18 protein-coding genes and 1 tRNA gene are annotated in these 20254 nt (G+C 39.6%); 11 read left to right on the top strand and 8 right to left on the bottom strand.

What is annotated here, in order from left to right:
* Nucleotides 1–25: 25 nt before the first annotated feature.
* Nucleotides 26–1141, top strand: coding sequence for an RRXRR domain-containing protein (locus ANA_RS04700; RefSeq protein WP_015078910.1), 1116 nt, complete (start codon nt 26–28; stop codon nt 1139–1141).
* A gap of 114 nt (nt 1142–1255) precedes the next feature.
* Here the strand turns inward: ANA_RS04700 and dnaX are convergent, their stop codons facing one another.
* Nucleotides 1256–4498: a DNA polymerase III subunit gamma/tau gene (gene dnaX, locus ANA_RS04705; RefSeq protein ID WP_015078911.1), complete on the bottom strand. Its 3243-nt coding sequence runs from the start codon at nt 4496–4498 to the stop codon at nt 1256–1258.
* A gap of 221 nt (nt 4499–4719) precedes the next feature.
* Between dnaX and ANA_RS04710 the strand changes: the two genes are divergently transcribed.
* Nucleotides 4720–5376, top strand: a complete 657-nt coding sequence (locus ANA_RS04710) for a hypothetical protein (RefSeq protein ID WP_041458249.1) — start codon at nt 4720–4722, stop codon at nt 5374–5376.
* Nucleotides 5377–5706: 330 nt separating this feature from the next.
* On the top strand, nt 5707–8613 hold the full coding sequence (locus ANA_RS04715) for a tetratricopeptide repeat protein (RefSeq protein ID WP_051155168.1): 2907 nt from the start codon (nt 5707–5709) through the stop codon (nt 8611–8613).
* A gap of 53 nt (nt 8614–8666) precedes the next feature.
* Here the strand turns inward: ANA_RS04715 and ANA_RS04720 are convergent, their stop codons facing one another.
* The 4 genes from ANA_RS04720 to ANA_RS04735 form a co-directional block, all read right to left on the bottom strand.
* On the bottom strand, nt 8667–9494 hold the full coding sequence (locus ANA_RS04720; protein ID WP_015078914.1) for a cobalt-precorrin-6A reductase: 828 nt from the start codon (nt 9492–9494) through the stop codon (nt 8667–8669).
* A 164-nt stretch (nt 9495–9658) separates the two neighbouring features.
* Nucleotides 9659–10264: a hypothetical protein gene (locus ANA_RS04725; protein ID WP_015078915.1), complete on the bottom strand. Its 606-nt coding sequence runs from the start codon at nt 10262–10264 to the stop codon at nt 9659–9661.
* A gap of 258 nt (nt 10265–10522) precedes the next feature.
* Complete coding sequence (locus tag ANA_RS04730; protein ID WP_015078916.1) at nt 10523–10870, bottom strand: type II toxin-antitoxin system PemK/MazF family toxin; 348 nt, start codon at nt 10868–10870, stop codon at nt 10523–10525.
* The gene (locus ANA_RS04735) at nt 10867–11142 is read right to left on the bottom strand and encodes a ribbon-helix-helix domain-containing protein (protein WP_015078917.1); all 276 of its coding nucleotides are present in this window, start codon (nt 11140–11142) and stop codon (nt 10867–10869) included. The genes ANA_RS04730 and ANA_RS04735 overlap by 4 nt, the downstream gene beginning before the upstream one ends.
* A 90-nt stretch (nt 11143–11232) precedes the next feature.
* On the opposite strand from ANA_RS04735, the gene ANA_RS04740 reads away from it, so the two are divergent.
* From ANA_RS04740 to ANA_RS04755, 4 genes are all read left to right on the top strand, one after another.
* Nucleotides 11233–11427, top strand: a complete 195-nt coding sequence (locus tag ANA_RS04740) for a hypothetical protein (protein ID WP_083881501.1) — start codon at nt 11233–11235, stop codon at nt 11425–11427.
* 107 nt (nt 11428–11534) lie between these two features.
* Nucleotides 11535–12761 carry a (E)-4-hydroxy-3-methylbut-2-enyl-diphosphate synthase gene (gene ispG, locus ANA_RS04745; protein WP_015078918.1) on the top strand — a complete coding sequence of 409 codons (1227 nt, stop codon included), beginning with the start codon at nt 11535–11537 and terminating at the stop codon, nt 12759–12761.
* Nucleotides 12762–13062: 301 nt separating this feature from the next.
* A tRNA-Pro gene (locus ANA_RS04750) sits at nt 13063–13136 on the top strand.
* Between the two features lie 166 nt (nt 13137–13302).
* Nucleotides 13303–14802, top strand: a complete 1500-nt coding sequence (locus ANA_RS04755) for a family 10 glycosylhydrolase (RefSeq protein WP_015078919.1) — start codon at nt 13303–13305, stop codon at nt 14800–14802.
* Nucleotides 14803–14852: 50 nt separating this feature from the next.
* Here the strand turns inward: ANA_RS04755 and ANA_RS04760 are convergent, their stop codons facing one another.
* The gene (locus ANA_RS04760; protein ID WP_015078920.1) at nt 14853–15758 is read right to left on the bottom strand and encodes an alpha/beta fold hydrolase; all 906 of its coding nucleotides are present in this window, start codon (nt 15756–15758) and stop codon (nt 14853–14855) included.
* A gap of 2 nt (nt 15759–15760) precedes the next feature.
* Nucleotides 15761–16261, bottom strand: a complete 501-nt coding sequence (locus ANA_RS04765; RefSeq protein WP_015078921.1) for a HugZ family pyridoxamine 5'-phosphate oxidase — start codon at nt 16259–16261, stop codon at nt 15761–15763.
* A 326-nt stretch (nt 16262–16587) separates the two neighbouring features.
* On the opposite strand from ANA_RS04765, the gene ANA_RS04770 reads away from it, so the two are divergent.
* From ANA_RS04770 to ANA_RS04785, 4 genes are all read left to right on the top strand, one after another.
* Complete coding sequence (locus tag ANA_RS04770) at nt 16588–18072, top strand: CIA30 family protein (protein WP_015078922.1); 1485 nt, start codon at nt 16588–16590, stop codon at nt 18070–18072.
* A gap of 81 nt (nt 18073–18153) precedes the next feature.
* Nucleotides 18154–18546, top strand: coding sequence for a GFA family protein (locus ANA_RS04775; protein WP_015078923.1), 393 nt, complete (start codon nt 18154–18156; stop codon nt 18544–18546).
* A gap of 9 nt (nt 18547–18555) precedes the next feature.
* Nucleotides 18556–18990, top strand: coding sequence for a CAAD domain-containing protein (locus ANA_RS04780; protein ID WP_235081951.1), 435 nt, complete (start codon nt 18556–18558; stop codon nt 18988–18990).
* Nucleotides 18991–19198: 208 nt separating this feature from the next.
* Nucleotides 19199–19573: a hypothetical protein gene (locus ANA_RS04785; protein ID WP_015078925.1), complete on the top strand. Its 375-nt coding sequence runs from the start codon at nt 19199–19201 to the stop codon at nt 19571–19573.
* Here ANA_RS04785 and ANA_RS04790 read toward each other — a convergent pair.
* Nucleotides 19570–20178 (bottom strand): Uma2 family endonuclease, encoded by a 609-nt coding sequence (locus ANA_RS04790; protein ID WP_015078926.1) that lies wholly within the window; start codon nt 20176–20178, stop codon nt 19570–19572. The genes ANA_RS04785 and ANA_RS04790 overlap by 4 nt on opposite strands.
* Nucleotides 20179–20254 lie beyond the last annotated feature (76 nt).

Consider the following 20254-nt stretch of genomic DNA (forward strand, 5'->3'; position numbering starts at 1 on the left):
ACTTTACTCGAAGGATTATCTCTTTATGCGAGTACCCGTAATTTCAGTAGACAATACGCCATTAATGCCAACTAAACCTAGTCGAGCAAGACGATGGATCAAATGCGGTAAAGCAATCGGCAAATTCGATAAACTTGGCATTTTCTATGTCCAGTTATTAGCCGAATCAAGTAATACTGAAACGCAAGAAATAGTTCTTGGTTTAGACCCTGGTAAACTCTTTTCAGGTATAGCGGTTCAGTCCAAAAAGTTCACCTTGCAAATGTTGCATTTAGTTTTGCCTTTCAAAACGGTCAAAGACCGAATGGATCAACGATCAATGATGCGGCGTAATAGGCGAGGAAGGCGAATTAATAGAAAGCTATCTTTCAACAAACGCAATCATCGTCAAGCAAGATTTGATAATCGTCGTGGCTCAAAGTTGCCTCCAAGTATTAGAGCAAACAAAGACTTGGAATATCGAGTAATTAGTTTACTCCTCCAACTTTACCCAATAAAAACAGTTGTTATTGAAGAGGTTGAAGCACGAGGTAACAAAGGCTTTAGTCCCGTCATGGTTGGACAGAGATACCAAATTAGCCGACTATCAAAACTTACAAATGTCGTTTTAAAGAAGGGCTGGGAAACCTCAAACCTTCGTAAGTACCTGGGATTGCATAAAGAAAAATCCGATAAATCTTTGCAAATACCAGAAACACACGCAGTTGATGCGGTTGCCTTAGCAAGTTCTGAATTTGTTAAATACCAGACGTGGGAAGGTGCTAAAAATCATGGCGCATCTTGGATAGGAGGGGTTGATATCACAGAGTCTCAATTCACCATTGTGCGTCGTCCTCCAATTAGTCGTAGACAACTCCATTTAATGACTTTTAGTGAAGGTGGTAATCGTCGGAAATATGGAGGCACTACAACTCGTCATGGCTTTAGAAAAGGTGACTTTGTGGAAGCCACTCAAGGAAGTAAAACTTTCTTTGGTTGGGTTAGCGGAGATACTGAAAAAGCAGTCTCTGTTAGTGACGCTAATTGGAAAAGATTAGGACAATGCACTGTTAAAAAAGTTAAGTTGATTCTAAGATCAACAAGTCTAATTATTACGGCGGTTAAAACCGCCCGTGTCGCTTCCCTCTCAGCACTAAAGTGACTGAGTTTCCCGCTTACCGCGAGGTCTTATGAAAATTGCTTCTGATCCTTACAGACGTTATTAGCAACTGTCAAATATTTAAACAAGGGGAGAATCTCAACAGTTCTGAATTTCTCAACTATATTCATCATCAACATAAGATTCATATATTTCAGGCGTTTCAGTGGAAGTAACAGAATCAGATAATTGAAAACTATCATCTGTCATGCGGATGATTTCTCCAGAAAAGAACTTTGCTAGACTTTCCGCAGCTTTAACCACACCATCATGATCCCAACTTGATGGCGATGGTTGCACTGGTGCTGCATTGGTAACAACAGGCTCAACTCGGACTGGTACGGGTGGTGGTGCGGATACTGTAGCTACTGGCTGTGGTACGGCTGAGGGTGGCTGTGGTGTGGGTTGCGGGGCTGGAGGTTGGTAATTAGATGTAGGTTGGGGTGGTTGTTGATAGGATGTAGGTTGGGGTGGTTGTTGAACGGGAGTAGAATTTTGTGGAGGTGGATTTCGCTTAGTTGATGTGGCGTTGGCAGTGGTAGCTTTTTCTAAGGTAACTTGAATTTCCTGCTGGAAGGTTTGTCTAAAGGCCGTAGTGATGATCGGTAGATAAGATTTCACTTTGTCATACCAAACCGCTTTTACACCTACACGAGCAACTACACCATTAAATTCCATTAAATGGCACATTTGACCCAATAATGCTTGTGTGGGTAGCTGCTGAATATGTCCACGGACTTGTTGCCAAAGTTGAGTTAAATTGTATTGTGAACCTTCTCCTACTGGCTGTATTGGTTCTGGTTGATGGTTAGTAGGTGGTGGTGCATATACAGGTTCTGACGTGGGTACTGGTGCAAAATTCACAGATGAGTTGTGATTTGTGGGCGGATATGCTGGTGGTGCAGCAGCGGGAGGATAAGCTGGAGTGACAGCAGTTGTATTAACTTGCTGAGAAATATTTGCAGTTTGGATTTGAATATTGGCGCTGGGTAATAATCCTAATAATGTTACTTCTAACCATAAACGAGGTTGAGTGGTGTTTTTTAGTTGTAATTCTGCTGTTCTCAGGTGTTGTTGTCCTCGTAAGATGGTACTAATATCAAATTTTTGGGCAAAGTCAACTAATGATGTCCAAGTTGATTCAGTACAAGCAACTAAATCTTGACGATTGGGAGCGGTTTTAGCTATGAGGAAATCTCGATAAAAAGCGGCGAGATTTTGGAGAATGATCAGGGGTTCTCGACCTCGATCTAGGATTTTCCGGGTAGAGTCTAGGACTATTTCGGCTTGATCTTGAGCGATCGCTTCTAATAGTCCAAATAGGTCTTTTTCGCTGACTGAACCTACCAAATCCCAAACCTTATCCGGTGTCACTTCCCCAGCAATTAAAGCTAATTGATCAAGTAAACTTTCTGCATCTCTTAATCCTCCTTGGGCAATTTGTCCCACCAGAGTCAGAGAATCATGAGAAATATGAATACTTTCCTTAGCGGCAATATACGTTAAATGTTTTACCATTGCCTCTAACTGAATCCGTCGAAAATCAAACCTTTGACAACGAGAAATAATTGTTGGTAATACCCTTTGTGCGTCTGTTGTAGCGAGGACAAAAACAACGTGCTTAGGTGGTTCTTCTAGGGTTTTAAGTAACGCGTTGAACGCTGCGGTACTTAGCATATGACAGTTATGTACTAGTAATCCATTAGCGACAAAGTTATGATTATCCTCAACTTCAAGATCATAAACTCGCTCAACTCCAGCGAGGTGAACAGATTCGACCTTCTCCAAATTTGTAATCCATTGCGGGTATGGAATATTGCTTGAAGTCTGCCACCCATTTTCTACTAGTGGTTGCTCCCATCCAGATGTAGTAGTACTGCTTACTGGTGCTACTTCTGGTGTAAAACTTTGCGGCTGCTGGGTATCCCATTGCTGTAAGCCAGTTAGCAATGAGGTGATTTTCTGCGGAAGAGAATCCTTCTGTATGTAGTTGAATTTGTGGGCTTCCTTGTGGACTGAGACTGAGTGAACCATCATCGCAAAACCACCAAGCAATCCCTTCTGGGGTGATTCTATTAAGCCAGTCCATAGAGACGGTTTTTTGTGACCGACTTGGCTTAACGATGTTAAAAACATCTTTGAGTTGGGGATGACAAGCTGTGTTACAGGTGACAGAAATATTTCCGTAGCCTTGATTAACTGTAACCCGTAGTTTGGGACGCAATTCTGAAAGTCGGGAAGCTTTGTATTCCAACCAATCTTTTTGACTGTCTGCGTGTGTCCAGCATAATCTAGGAAATCTGCTGCATTTATTGGGGTAAGTGATTGAGCAATCTCCCAATAATGTTCCGTAGATGAGTCCCAGTTGATCTGGTTGGATAAACCCGGCTTTGGCAAGAAATTTTTCCGTTCTAAGTTCCCAATTTCCGTGTCCTTTTTTGTATGGATGTTTTGTCCAGTGAGACTGGATACTTTTGATGCCTTTGCCTTTTTTTCGTAAAAAGTCTGGGATATCCAGCTTTTCTCCACATCTGCAAGCACACAGAGGTCGGAGTAATTCCGCTTGTTGAAGAATAGATTCCCAATCGTATAATTTTTGTCCGTATGTATTACCTTTGAACTGGTGTCCACTAACAAATCTTCGGGTACGTCCGTCAACACCAAACTTGTAAATGAGCGTGTCGCATCCACATTCACAGGGGATAGTATCTTCATTCCTGCTTTTACGTCTTTGGCTGCTATCCATCCCTGGTCAGTCCTGATTAAATGATTAATTGTACACTTAATTTCTCTGTGAGTTGTTTTGATCACTAAGGTCTGCTTTTCCCCTTGATCTAACCAACGGACAACTTTTTTAAACTCCCATTTTTCAGAGGAGTCATTGTAACTAAGAACTCTCTGACCTTGAATATTCGGGTTATCAAGGCGGACAATTCCGGCATCTGTGAGAATCAATGAGTCTCCAGTCAGGCATTCATCAATCACATAAACTTTATAACGACACTGCATCGGGGCAAACTGCGCCCTTTCAATCAGTTCACGGATATTATCAACACCCGTATTACTAGCAGCGTCAATTTCAATCACATCAGTAGAATAGCCTTTAGTAATACCCTGACAGATTTCACAAACACCGCAGGGTTGGGGGGTTGGCTGGTTGCCTTGGAGACAATTGAGAGATTTAGCGAGAATTCTCGCACTGGAAGTTTTTCCTGTACCTCTAGGGCCAGTGAACAAATAGGCAGGGGCGATTTTCGCTGAGAGAATGGCATTAGTTAGGGTAGTAGCGATCGCCTCTTGACCCACCAGTTCAGCGAAACTCTTTGGCCGATACTTATGGTGCAGGGGTTCGTAAGACATGGAGACAGGTTTAAATCCGTATATCCCAGGTAAATTTTAGGGTTTTACCATTCTAACAACTCATGGTAATTTTGCCTCAGACATAGCCGCTAGTACCGCAGGGCGGAAGTCAAAAGTCAAAAGTCAAAAGTCAAAACTAATATACAGTCAAAATAAATTTGACGAACTACTAGTCACTCACACCGCTAAAATTTTATTAAGCAACATCAATGGTGCATCAAATGTTTAAGCGGCTAATTCAATGGCTCAAAAAATTTTTTCGGCACTTGTTTGGTGGTAAACAAAATTTTACCCCCAGTCGGGAACAAGTCCCCAAAGCAGTAGTTCCACCCCTCACTGACACAGATTTAGAATTTCTCTTTACAGAACTACTAGAAGGAGTTCATCAGGTCAAGGGAGAAACTTGGGCGCAAAAATGGTTACATAATCTTGAACACCGTGTTAGCACCCAACAGTGGCTAGAATGGTTAAATCGTTTTGGTGACAGATTATTAGCATCTTCTAAACCCCATAATGAATTAGCAGCCAGATTAGTTCAACTTGGTGAGTTAGGGGTTGGGGAAATCAGCAATCTGTCCTACGATATAGGCATGAAAGTCTTAACAGGCAATCCAGGAGAACCAGTTTGGGAATACGAAGGTCCCGATGCAGTAGAAAATAATCTTTTAATACCTGCCAACACGGAAGAAAATTTACCAGAAGGGGAATATAAAACTGTCAGCCTAGATGAATTGTTGATGATGTTGCAGCAGGATGAAACCCTATGCGAGCAAATCTCCCAACAACTAGGAGTGGAAACAAATAATCCAGAAGAAATTATTCAGGTATTAGTTAGTCAGTATAATGAAGCGAACGAGTCTTCTGAATCACAAGGATAAATCCCAGTGACCGAAAAGACGGGACACAAGCCCGGTCCTTCCAGGACGGCTTTATGTTAAAATTTGGTCATAGTCGCCATAGGGCATTGGGAGACTTTAAACGGACATGGAGGGACGATAAGACCACTTGTGGCGGGTTCTGGCGAAGTGTCAAGTGTTTCCCCGCACCTTCAGGTCGGTGAGTATGTCAATAAGTTTGATTTGTGCGGTGTAGCTATCAATATTTTTACGTGGGTCTATTTGGTTTTCTAGTCCATTCCGTAACTAATAATTTTTTTTGACACAAGGATAGCTACAATCTAGGAGAAAGAAAATCCCATAAATTGGCAGATGTTCAGGTGGCTCTTGCAGTGGCTTAACAAATTTTTACAGTCCCCCTTGACTATCCTGGGAATCACCGATTCCCAGGATAGTCAAGGCAATCTGGTGGCAGATCAACCACCAGAACTCACGAATGCGGATCTAGAGTTGTTATTTAATGAACTACTAGAAGGTGTGCATCAAGCGCGGGGACAACAGTGGGCGTTGAAGTATTTGCAGCGGATGGAACCAAGAATTACAGTTGATCGGTGGATAGATTGGCTGTTGATATTTGGGGACAAATTATTAGCTTCTCCCGCACCGAATCTTCCTTTAGCCAAGCGCATGGTGAAACTGGGTGAGTTAGGTATTGGTGAGGTTAGCAACCTGGCCTATGATATTGGGATGCAGCTATTGCGGCGCAACCTCAATCAGGAGTATGAGCGCAAGCAAGAGTCACAGGAGTTGGAAAGTTCCATCCCCACAGCAGAGGAGTTAGATACTCCTGGTCAGGAATTGCTCCGCCAATTTGAGGAACAAATCTGGCAAGATCAGAATGTGGAAAGTGTGACTAATCCATCAGTATCCCAAATGGTTGAGGATCTCTTCACTGGTCAGTCTGTAGGGTTAAGTAATGGGTCTTTAGCTGAGAATGCAGTTAAGACAGAAAATGACTATCACAGTTATGAGTATAGAATTCAGGAATTTTCCCAGAATGCTGCGGAAATAATTGCCGATCCAGAATCTCCCAGGGAGAAAAGCTGGAACGAGTCTTTGACGAATATAGAACCGCAGTTAGCATCCACTTTAGATGAGTTGGTGGTGCGGTTGGAGCAAAGTAGCAATCTTGTCCAGCATTTAGCGTCGGAATTGGCAATTCGTGATCGGCAACTTGTCCAGCAATCAACATCACAAATAGTTGTTACTAATCCGGCGGAAAGTTTATTTTATGAGGGTTTACGGCAGGCTAAAGCTGGAGATTTGTTAAATGCTTTGGCTTTATATGAACGGGCAAGTCAAATCCAACCTCATGTTTATGAGTATTGGTTTAATCAGGGTTTAGTATTATTTTACTTGCAACGGTTTTCCGAAGCGATCGCTGCTTATGACCAAACACTGGCTCTCAAACCGGATTTTTATCAGGTTTGGTATAGCCGAGGCAGTATTCTGGGCGAGTTGGGAGACTTTGATGCGGCCATTGCTTCCTTTGATCAAGCGATCGCTATTAAACCAGATTACCAAGCAGCTTGGTCTAGCAGAGGTTTAGCATTACTCAAGTTAGGTTTAATTGGGGAAGCTATTGATAGTTATGATCAAGCGGTGAATTTAGAACCCCAAGATTCTGAAGCTTGGTACTACCGGGGGATAGCTTTGGCTGTGGTTGAGCAATATGCAGAAGCGATTGCTAGTTATGATCAAGCTCTCAATCTCCAACCCAACTATCATGAAGTGTGGATTGATCGGGGTGTGGTGCTATTTAATTTAAAACAATGGTTAGAAGCAATTGAATCATGGGATCAAGCCCTGGCCATTCAGCCAGAATTTTATCTAGCTTGGTATAACCGGGGTGTGTCCTTTGAACACTTAGGTCGTCGGGAAGATGCAATCTCATCCTATCAACAAGCGATCGCCATCAAACCCGATTTCCACCCAGCCTGGTATAACCAAGCCGTAGCCCTATTTTACCTAGACCGTTCTGCCCAAGCTATATCCGGCTATGACAGGGCTTTAGAAATTAAACTAGACTACTGGGAAGCTTGGCTAGGAAGGGGTGCGGCGGCTGGTCATCTCACCCCCCACCAATCATCACTAATTGTAGTTAGTAACATTTCTGCATCCAATCCTGCCCTTAACTTAGGCGGCTATGAAGGTAAATTAGCAAGTTATCAGACAGGTTTGAAACATCTTCGCCCGGATACTCACCCAGAAGGTTGGGGAAGATTACGTATAGCTATTGGTAATACTTACTACGAGCAAGCAAAAAAAACCACCACACCTCGTGATTATTGGCATCATGCCATGTCCGAATATCAACTGGCACTATCTACGCTGACACCAGAAGATTTTCCAGAATTGCATTTGGATATTTTGCAATCTCTGATGAAAGTGCTTGTCTGTTTGGGGGAAACAGTAGCGGCACAGGAATTACAAAAATGGGGAATTGAATTATTACAACAATTACTCACTCAGCCGAATCGGACTGATGAAAATAAAAAACAACTGGTACTAAAATTTGCAGGTTTGGGACAACTAGCAGTTGATTTAGCTGTAAATACAGGAGATTTAGTAGAAGCTTGGGAAATTGCTGAACAGGGGAGAAATAACTGTTTACAGTTGTTAATGCCTGATTTGAATTATCAACTTGAGTCAGGAGATTATCGCTCTATTCAACAATTACTGAATCCCACCACAGCCATAATTTATTGGCATCTTAGCCCAGCCGCTTTGCACACATTCATTATCAAAGATCAAGCCCCAGCTCCGATTTTACTGTTTACACCCATTCAGGAGACAGAAGGAATTCCCGAAGCAATAAAACGCTTAATTGAATTTGAACATTGGTTAGCAGATTGGCAAGAATCATCAACACTATCAAAACTATTGCAGTTGCAAAATATCTTGAATATTTCCACAATTACTCAAGAATTGGCAGGGATAGATACAATAATTTTAGTTCCCCATCGGGACTTGTATAAATTACCTTTGCACAGTTTATTTAATCTGTCTTTTGCTTCAGTATCTTCTGTAAATGTGGCAAATTACAATATTACCTATTTGCCTAGTTTAGCTATGGGAATTTATTTACAATCTCAATCATCCTCCAATGGGCATCAACATCATGGTCTTCCGGCTTATCCCTTACTCAAATCTGATAAATTAGCATCAGAAATTATCAGCGAAACCTTGGCTATTCCTCAGGATTTTCTCAGTTATTAATGTTTAACCTTTAGAGGTTGTTTGAAAACTTTTTCGTGTGGGATCTGATCCCCCTAAATCCCCCTTTCCAAGGGGGACTTTGAGGAATTTAGCCCCCCTTTGTAAGGGGGGTTGGGGGGATCTCGATTAATTCTGATACTTTTCAAACATCCTCTTAGCCATTGCACGGCACTTTCCACATCTGCAACTTGTTCTCCTGGGGGTACAGGTGGACGATTTACCATCACCACCTTTATCCCTAGTTTCCTAGCGGCGATAATTTTGGGATATGTGGCACTACCACCGCTATTTTTGCTGACAATGGTATCTATATTGTATTTGAGGAGAATTTCTTGTTCGTTTTCTAAACTAAAGGGACCGCGATCGCATAAAATTAATCCAGGTGGAACGACAACATCAGCATTTGGTGGATCAATCATCCGCATTAAAAACCAAATTTCCTGTAAATGTGCAAAAGTCGCAATTTCTTGTCTACCAATTGTTAAAAATACTCGGTTAGCTTGATTTGCTAAAACAGCAGCAGCAGCCAAATTATTTTCTACTTCTAACCAATAATCATCCTTGAGTTTTTCCCAAGCTGGACGAATTACCATTAATCGAGGAATACCTACTTCCTGAGTCGCTGCGGCTGCATTCTCAGAAATTTGATTAGCAAAAGGATGAGTAGCATCAATTAATATATCAATTTGCATTTCTCGCAGATAAGTCACCAATCCGGCTACACCACCAAAACCGCCTATTCGCACATTACCAACAGGAGCAGCAGGTTCACGGGTACGACCGGCTAGAGAGGAGATAGCCTCAATACCAGGAATATTTGCTACCTTAGCAGCTAATTCTACCGCATCACCAATTCCACCGATAATTAAAACCCGCAACATATCAATTTAAGACAAATGGGATTGAAGCCAGCAGTTTAAGTTTAACTAATACTAACCAGTTTCTCTGTGTTCATTGACTAGTACTGCAGGGCGGAATTAAAAATTAACAATTAAAAATTAAAAAGCAGATTGTATAAGCTTTTTAGGGACTTTTAATGGTTATCTTACTTACGCTGTACTGTACTAGATTCTAAAGTTTTAACTTGATTTTGGAGTTTTTCTAAAGTTTGTAAATGGGATTGGTGCAATGAATTACTTAGCCAAATCAAACTCCCACTAAATAAAGTTACTGTAATAACTAAAATACCTGTTAACAATTTCACCTGTAAATGCAGACGTTTTATCTGATCAATTTGATTTTCCTCTGGAATCTGAGAAATACTAACTAAACTGAGATTTTCATTTTCTGTCATCACCTCCAATCTCTTTTCTTCTACTCTTATAAATGTAACTTTACCTTGCAGCCATCCAGTAATCAAATCAGGGCAATTTTTCTTAAACCATTGCCAAGCCAGTATTTTAAATGCAGGTTTAGATATTTTAGTCATAAATTTTAGAGTTTTATTGAGAGTTCCAAACTTAAATTTTTGATTTACTAAATTAGTTGAACCAACATCATAGAGACAATCCATGATGGATTTAATTGTAATTTCTTCCTGATAAATCAAAGTTTTTACTAATAACCTAAGTTCATTAATTAGTTGTTTCTCTTTCTCTTTCTCTTGAGACTGTTGTGTTAAATGATTTGATATTTTTATTGATTTAGACATATTTCAATAATAAATTTTGAAGTTTTCCACGTTTTCCTCATACCAAGTCACGTTAATTCAGGAAATGAGATAGGACTGACAAAACGACCTACTTATCTACCCTGATTTCCTGTTCCTCATTCCCTCCCTTAAAAGCTAGTACCGCAAGGCGAAAGTCAAAAGTCAAGCCTAAGACGGTATAGGCTTTTGGGCGATTTAGAATGGACGTTTGGCGTAGCTCAGTTGAGACGTTGGTTGATTTACGCCCTTGTGTACTAGTTAATATCCTGGCAAATCTAAGGCAATTAATAACGCTTGCTCCAAATGTGCCATGACAACTTCAGAAAGTATTCCTCTTAAACGCAAAAAGCGGGTTTTAGATAACACCCGCACCTGATCTGCCATGGCGATTGAGTCTTTCTTGAGTCCGCCATCTGGTGATAAAATTAAAACTTGAGTAGGGTAAACTCGCTTTCCGTCTTGATAGGTGGTACAGGGTACTGCTAAAACGACTGGGCTGGATAGATTAATTACATCGCGACTAACAATAATCACTGGGCGAGTTCCTCCCTGCTCCGAGCCTTCAGTCATTTCTAGACGCGCATCATAAACCTCACCCCTTCTCATCTTGGCGATTCCCCTAACTGCAACGCCTCCCACTGCGCGGTAGCAAATTCTACCTCTAGTTTTAAGACCTCTGCTTGATAATCTGGATCATTAGCCATTTCTGCCAATGCGGCATCAATTTCGGATCGCTTTTGTAAGGCTAGTTCCCTTCGTAAAGCCTGAGCGACAAAATCATTCCGACTTTTAGCTTTCCCTTCCATAACTGCCTTATCTGTAGCTTCTAGCAGTTCCCTGGGAATGGTTAATGTCGTGCGAACGGTTTCTGTTTTCATAGAGCGTTCATTATTTGATGACTGAAGTGATGTCTTATATCATATCGTTTTACGCATCAATTTAGTAAATTTAAGTTGGTCATTAGTCAATTGTCAGTAGGGGCGAAGCATTGGGAAGATAAATTATCGGTCATTGCCAAAAATAATTCTCCAAATGCTTCGCCCGTACAATTGTCAGTAGGGGCGAAGCATTGGGAAGATAAATTATCGGTCATTGCCAAAAATAATTCTCCAAATGCTTCGCCCGTACAGTTGTTAGTTGTAAAACTCTTGGTTATTTTTTGATTTACTTTTCAATTTAGCACCTAAAATACCCCAAATTGTGGCAATCTGAGAAGTATAACCGCTGGCAATCTGATATTTTAGCTACAGAAAATCTACCTATTTAGATTATGCAAACTCTGCCGACTTTGGAAATTACCAACACTACATCTAGTCAACCAACCTTTGATACCACCATCAAACGCCGCAAAACCCGCGCTGTACAAGTGGGAGATGTCACCGTTGGGGGAGGATATCCAGTGGTGGTACAGTCAATGATTAATGAAGATACTCTGGATATTGATGGTTCTGTCGCTGGCATTCGTCGTCTCCATGAAATAGGCTGCGAAATTGTCCGCGTCACTGTTCCTAGTATTGGACACGCTAAAGCACTGGCGGAAATTAAACAAAAATTAATTCAAACTTACCGTGATGTGCCAATTGTAGCCGACGTACATCACAATGGCATGAAAATCGCCTTGGAAGTTGCCAAACATATCGAAAAAGTGCGAATTAATCCAGGTTTGTATATATTTGAGAAAGCAAATACCAGCCGCACCGAATATACAAAAACTGAATTTGACGAAATTGGCGAAAAAATCCGCGAAACCTTGGCACCGCTGGTAATTTCCTTGCGTGATCAAGGTAAAGCTATGCGAATTGGCGTAAATCATGGTTCTTTGGCGGAAAGAATGCTATTTACCTATGGTGACACCCCGGAAGGGATGGTGGAATCTGCCTTAGAATTTATTCGCATTTGTGAATCTTTGGATTTTCATAATGTCGTAATTTCCATGAAAGCCTCACGAGTTCCTGTCATGGTGGCTGCATATCGGCTTATGGCTAAACGCATGGATGATTTAGGCATGGATTATCCTCTTCACCTGGGCGTAACAGAAGCAGGTGACGGGGAATATGGCAGAATTAAATCTACTGCGGGTATTGCCACATTATTGGCTGACGGTATTGGTGACACAATCCGCGTCTCTTTGACAGAAGCACCAGAAAAGGAAATTCCGGTTTGTTACAGCATTCTGCAAGCTTTGGGTTTGCGGAAAACAATGGTTGAATATGTGGCTTGTCCTTCTTGCGGACGGACTTTATTTAACCTAGAGGAAGTGCTGCACGTAGTCCGGGAAGCTACTAAACATTTAACAGGTCTGGATATTGCTGTGATGGGTTGTATTGTGAATGGACCTGGCGAAATGGCCGATGCTGACTATGGATATGTTGGTAAAAACCCTGGTTATATTTCTTTATATCGTGGTCGGGATGAAATTAAAAAAGTTCCAGAAGCCCAAGGTGTAGAGGAATTGATTAATCTGATTAAAGCCGACGGACGTTGGGTAGATCCTTAATTAATAAAATTTTTACTTCTATCTCTCCGGTGAATTACTTAATTTTTTATCTGACCGCGAATAACCCAAAGATAGAAAATTAGTAATTTTGCAGGAGGCAGAAGGTTTATCGCAGATGAAGATCTAACTTCAACGGAACGCCAGCAATCTTCAGATCAGGGATTCTAAAATTTTTTCAAAAAACCCCTTGCTATTTTCTTTAGTCTTGTGATATATTAACAAGAGTGACTTAATAAATTTTAGATGGACAATTTTGGAATCATCCCCACTCCAAAAGTCTAAAATCTCAAGTTCACACTTACGGGACGTAGCGCAGCTTGGTAGCGCGCCACTTTGGGGTAGTGGAGGTCTAGGGTTCAAATCCCTACGTTCCGATTTATGGAAACTTTAATCATGGCACATTCTTCTCATTCAATGTAAATGTTTGAGTTGTTTGTGTGGAATACTGCTTTTGATGGTTGTATGTCTCTCCAAATCTGGGGATATTTTAAGTGCAGGCTATTTCATGCAAGCTATTACAAATTTAAACTGATTGCTATATATGTCTGATTACAACTGGAAATTTGTAAGACTAATTTTGTCTTGGCAAGGTGTATTTACTATAATTATTGCTAGTTGCTTATTAATTCTCAACTTAGTTACCGCACCAGCTATTGCTCAAAAGGGACAGGATTGTCGGGTATCATCAAAAGCAACTCAAGAAAAAGAAAAATTACGTTTATTAGCTTTTAAAGGCAATAAAGAGGCAGAAAGTCGCTATCAGAAATTACTCAAACAGCATACACAAGAATTAAAAACCTGTCGTAGTCAGACTTGGCCACAAACTCAAGCTATTTGGTTGCGCTTGTATCCCTGCGATATCCAGCCGGGAGTAGTTGATCAAATTATGGACCGCATTGTCAACCAAGGCTATAACCAAGTTTATTTAGAAGTATTTTATGATGGCCGGGTACTATTACCAGCCGCAGCTAACCCAACTGTTTGGCCTGCTGTGGTTCGCATTCTTGGTGCAGAAAAATTTGATTTATTGGCATTAGCAATTAAAAAAGGGCAACAACGCGGGTTGAAAGTTTATGCTTGGATGTTTACGAATAACTTTGGTTATACTTATGCTCAACGGGCAGATAGACAAAATGCGATCGCTCGTAATGGCAAAAATCAAACCAGCTTATCCGTAGTAGAAGATAGTTATCAAGTCTTCATTGATCCTTACAACACTCAGGCTAAAAACGATTACTACCGCATGATACAACAGGTTATACGCCGTCGTCCAGATGGTATTCTCTTCGATTATGTTCGCTATCCTCGTCAGATTGGTAATGATTCTATTGCTACCAAAGTTCATGATTTATGGCTATTTACCCCTGCTACCCAAGAAATCTTATTTCGTCGCGCCAAAAATTCCAAAGGATTAGAATTAATTCGCCGTTTTCTCACCAGAGGATATGTGAGTGCTGGTGATATAACAGAAATTGATAAACGCTATCCTCAAGAAGATGAACCATTATGGGAAGGGCGTATTCCTCGAAAAAAACAGAAATCTTTGCCTTCCCCAGCGGAAAAACAGCGGGTTTTGCAATTGGATTTATGGTTATTCACTGTTGCTCATGCTATGCAAGGTATCTTAGATTTTGTGGCTTTAGCAAGTTACCCAGCCAAACAAAAAGGTATTCCCGCTGGAGTGGTATTTTTTCCCGAAGGTAATCAAGCTTTAGGACAAGGGTATGATTCCCGTTTGCAACCTTGGGATAGGTTTTCTAGTAACTTACAATGGCATCCCATGTCCTATGCAAATTGCGGTAATGTTGATTGTATTGTGGCACAAGTTCGACAGGTTTTGAAGATGGCACAACCAGGGACAAAAGTGATTCCGGCTTTAGCTGGTAAGTGGGGAGAATCAATTAGTAATCGTCCATCTTTAGAAGTGCAAATGCAAGCCCTTCATCAATTATTTCCTCAAATTAAGGGTGTTAGTCATTTTGCTTATTCTTGGCAATATCCTCAAGATGATAATGAACGCAAATCTTGTAATGTTCGCTAAATCGTTATAATTCAGTAGGGGAGGGGAAACCCTGCCCTTTTAAGTTTAATTTAAATTTTTAATTCTCCAGTTTTGTTGTATTTTTGCAATATTCCCATGACAACCGCTGGTATTTCTAAATGGGGAAGAATTCCTGTATCGGGTATTTCGTGAAAACCTATAATTGCACCAGGATTTAAATTTGCTAACCGTCGTCCTAATTGCATATTTGTAAATTGGGCTTTTTCTCCCCACAACATGACAGTTGGAACTTGAAGTTGCTGAATATATAAACTCAAATCAAAATAAAGATTTCCGCGTAAGAAGGACAAAGCCGCAAACTTGGCTTGATATTGTTGTGCAGAACTTAAATAAGCTGATACCATTTCTTGGGTCACTCTTTCTGGTTTAGCAAACAGAAAACTTTGTAAAAAGTTCCTAACTGCAATTTCATTTTCTGCACCTAAAGCATAAATTAAATTATCTACCAACGGTGTATTAATTAAAGAAAGTGGTAATCTCCTTCCTGCACCTTCTCCAAAATCGTTAAAACCGGAAGGACAAACTAAAAACAAAGCTTTAAATAAGTCTGGATAAGTAACAGCAAGACGAATAGTTAAAGCCGCTGTTAAAGAAGATGCTACTACAGTTACAGGTTGATTACAGGTTTGAGTAATAAACTCAAGAATCGTCGTTAAATAATCTTGAATTTGATAATCTCGCACGGGGTGAGCAGATTTTCCCCACCCAATTAAATCCGGGGCTAAAATTCGATATGTTGACGCATAAGCCGGGTAAATTTTCGACCATTCATAAGCAGATGCACCACCACCAAAATTATGTAAGAATAATAATGGTGGTAAATCTTGATCTTTGCTATTTTCCCAAGGGGCGCTAATTTGGGTATAGTAAACCATTGCCCCCAAAGAGGTATGAATGAATTTACTACCAAACCCAGGAGGTTGAAATTGCAGCATAATTATGAAAGTGAATCTTTGGTAATTTGTACAAGTTGATTGATATTATCACTATTAATATTATAGGCAGCCCCAAACCCAATGACAAACCGTCCGGTATTCGGTGTAAGTTGCAAAATCCGAAAATCGGGTAAACTGCGTAATGTCGTAATCAATTCTCCAAACCGAAGTTCAAATTTATCAACAACTTCCTGCCATTTCTCTGTTTCCCTGGCTATCAAACTTGCGGTACAATCAAAATTTAACCGCCGACGGGCAAAAATTTGTTGAGTTTTAACTTCGTCGTCAATAAATAAAACACTCACAAAAGGATGATTTTGAATATTTTGGGTGTGAGTAGCTAGTCCACTTACATAAATATAGATATTTTTATCATCGTCCATAATAAAAGGAGCATAACTAGCATTAGGAGTTCCTTGTTTATTTACTGTACTAATGATAATGCTAGTAAATTCTGTGGGAAATTTCTCATATTCAGCTTGGGCTTTTTCAGATTGATTCATCGCAATTATCCTAATTTATAAAAATTATAATACCATTTTTAAGAACAATAAAAATTCCTCCTTAACCTCTTCTCTCTGTGTCCTCTGTGCCTCTGTGGTTAGATAAATTACCTTTAAACCGCAGACGAGATATTTCTGAAGTTACATCAAAAAGGCTGTATAGCAATACTATTTGAGTTTAAAGAATATTCTTTTTAACCAACCACAGAGGCACAGAGAGCGCAGAGAAAGAGGAAAATGAATTATATCCAGGAGTTGATATTTTATCTACTATATACTCGAAAGTTGATACAATAAGACTAAAATAACATGATTAAATCGTAACTATGAGTAACAATGATCGTTCTCAATGGGATTTATGCAGGTTTATCAAAACCCTAACTTACTTTGAAGTATTTCCGGTTCTTAACTGGATAGAGAAACTCTTTCAAGGTAGTCCAAAAGATCATCAAGATATATCAAAAGCAGGAGGAAATATGGCTGTAATTCTGGTAGCTGGGGCGACGGGTGGTGTGGGTAAACGAGTTGTCAAAAAATTGATAGCACAAGGCTATAATGTCCGTTGTTTAGTTCGAGATATTGCAAAAGCGCGGACAATTCTGGGTGATGATATTGATTTGGTAGTTGGGGATATTACGAAATCAGAGACTTTGACAAGTCTAGTTATGGCTAATATTCAAGCTGTAATTTGTTGTACGTCGGTGCGTGTTCAACCTGTGGAGGGAGATACACCAGATAGGGCAAAATATAATCAAGGGGTGAAATTCTATCTACCGGAAATTGTGGGAGATACACCAGAAAATGTTGAATATCAAGGTGTGAAAAATTTAGTAACAGCCGCTGCAAAGTATCTAGTTTCTGTGGGTGAAAAACCGATATTTGATTTTACTAAACCATCAGATGAAATCAAAAATATCTGGGGTGCTTTAGATGATGTGGTTATGGGTGGTGTCAGTTCCAGTAGTTTTCAAATTAGGGAAAATACAGCAGTATTCACAGGTAATGTTTCAACTGCTAATTCTGGGGGTTTTGCTTCAGTAAGGACTAAGAATTTTTCACCATTAGTTGATTTATCTGGTTATCAAGGTGTGAAATTGCGGGTTAAAGGTGACGGTCAACGTTATAAAATATTTATCCGCACAGAATCAACTTGGGACGGTGTTGGTTATAGTTATTCTTTTGATACTGTTGCTAATAATTGGCTAGATATTCAGATTCCTTTTACAGATTTAGTTCCGGTATTTCGTGCCAAAATTGTTAAAGATTGTCCACCAATGGACGTTAGTAAAGTTTGTTCTTTGCAATTAATGTTGAGTAAGTTTGAATATGATGGTGCTTTAAATCCTGCTTTTAATCCGGGGATTTTTGCGCTGGAAGTTGCCTCAATTCAAGCCTATGGTGGGGAAACTTTACCTCAATTTGTATTAATCAGTTCTGCTGGGGTAACTCGTCCAGGAAGACCAGGAATTAATTTAGATGAAGAACCTCCAGCGGTAAGGTTAAATGACCAATTGGGAGGAATTTTAACTTGGAAATTGCGAGGAGAAGAAAGTGTCAAAGCTAGTGGAATTCCTTATACAATTATTCGACCTTGTGCTTTGACGGAAACAGCAGGAGGGAAGGAATTAATCTTTGAACAAGGTGATAATATTAGAGGGAAAATTAGCCGTGATGATGTTGCGGAAATTTGTGTACAAGCAATTAAAGAACCAAAAGCCAGTAATCTCACTTTTGAGGTTAAGGAAAGTGAAGTAATTGCTAATGATTTAGATTGGAAACGGTTATTTTCTTCTTTGCAAGTTGATAAATAGAACTTTAAATAATTAGTGAATTTGTTGGGTTTCCTTTGTCAACCCAACCTACAATTAGAGTTAATCAACTGGAGGAACTTAATGTCAAGTAAAGATAAATATGTTACGTATGAGGGTGGTTGTCATTGTGGTACGGTGCGGTTTCGGGTAGTAGTTAATAATCACAAAGTTGATGATTGTAATTGTTCAATTTGTGCTAAAAAAGGATTTTTGCATTTGATTGTTCCCCAAGAAAAGTTTACTTTGCTACAAGGGGAAGATGTCTTAAAAACTTATAAATTTAATACGGAAGTAGCACAACATAAGTTTTGCAGTATTTGTGGGATTCATTCCTTTTATATTCCCCGTAGTCACCCTGATTGTATTGATGTTAATGTGCGGTGTTTAGACGGAAATATAATTGGCAATTTTGAAATTGTGCCTTTTGATGGTGTAAATTGGGAAGAAAATATTGATAAGTTACAAAGAGGTTAAATGATAACTATGATGGAAACTCAAGCACAGCAAACAGAACAAGGAAATTATTCTTCACCACAAGATAGTTTATCTTTTTCCGGTGAAGACAATCGCAGTTTACCAAAATTACCTGCTGCTAAAGAATCTGAATCCCAATGGCAGCAAATTAGTAGACAAATTCTTGAATTCTTAAATCAACTGCCAGAGTATTTAGGCAGTATTTTTAACAACAATAAACAGGGTTTAATCACCCTAGTTTTAATTTTATCAGCTTTGGTCACAGTTAAGGTAGCGATCGCCGTACTAGATGCTGTGAATGGTGTACCTTTGCTACAACCGATTTTCGAGTTGATTGGCATATTTTACTTTATCTGGTTTGCTTTCCGTTATCTCCTCAAATTTGAGTCTCGGCAAGAATTATCCCAGAAATTTAACTCTTTTAAACAACAATCTTTAGGTTAAAGATTTTTTATCAAGCTAATAAAATGTAGGTTAGTTCTAGACTAGCTTACATTTTTTTATTTTGTCATGGAGGATGTCAAATATATCTATAGATAGAGAATTTTAATCAAAGTATTTTTATTAATTATATCCTAAGATAGTGTATTTATCTGCTAGAAAATTCTAAGCTAGTCCTGGTAATCCTAGAAAAGTACAAGGGGTTAATTGTATGAATGAGAAGATTACCGCAGATACTTATGATAGAGGCATAATTCCCGCTGAAACAGCAGCCCGAATGAAAAGAGAAGGAGTAAATTATAAACACTTGCCGACGGAAGAGGATCTTGCCAGTGCTGCCACTGATGACCAAACTGATATTTACAGTATTCGGACAACGGACGGTTATACTGTGGATAAAGAGGGGCTATTGAATAATTATCCAGTTGAACCGGAAATGTATTATGAAGTTCCTGGTGATGCACGGGAAATAGCAGAACAAGAAAAAGCTGAACGAATACAGGAATTGCGAGAAGTAAATGCAGATAAAACAGGTTTATTAACAGAGGATTTTGATAAAAGAGGTAAAGGACCAGGAATGATCTAATTTACCATTTCTTTGATTTTATCTCGAAAGGCTATTGCCGCATCTAAAGGGTCATCTGCTACTACATATTGCGCCAAAATTGACAAATCTAAGTTTGGCAATAATTCACTTTTTGCCACCAATTCATAACTTTCACCGCGCAGATGATAAACGGCAAATTGATTGTTTTGAAAAAACCAAACTTCTGCCACGCCTAATCTTTTGTAAACTTCTAATTTATCAATTCCCCCACTGGTGACTACAACTTCAATGGCAAGATCAGGAACTTCTTTTTCTATGCCTAGACAGTAGGATTCATCTGGTTCTACTCCTCCTCTTTTCGCTTGTTTACGGAAGGTGGTAGAACCAAGGGGAAAATAGCGAATGCGTTTTTCTTGAAAGTAAATTTCCAGCAAAGATCCAATAATTGTTTTGCGAATTTCATGACGGCGACTTGGTGACATTAATTCTATGACTCCATCTAAATATGTAACTCTATATTGTAAACTGTCACCCAAATCATTGAGTAAAGCTTCATAATTTTTCCAATTAACACCACTGATAGTTTGCCGTTCTTCTGGATCTTCGGCTTGTAATAGTTCAGATAATTCTGAAAGTAAAAGCATATAATTTCCTTAAAACCGAATTATTGCTAACTTGATTATATTCTAATTTCCAGATCCCCGACTTCTCTGAGAAGTC

This window comes from Anabaena sp. 90 (assembly GCF_000312705.1).
GTDB lineage: Bacteria > Cyanobacteriota > Cyanobacteriia > Cyanobacteriales > Nostocaceae > Dolichospermum > Dolichospermum lemmermannii.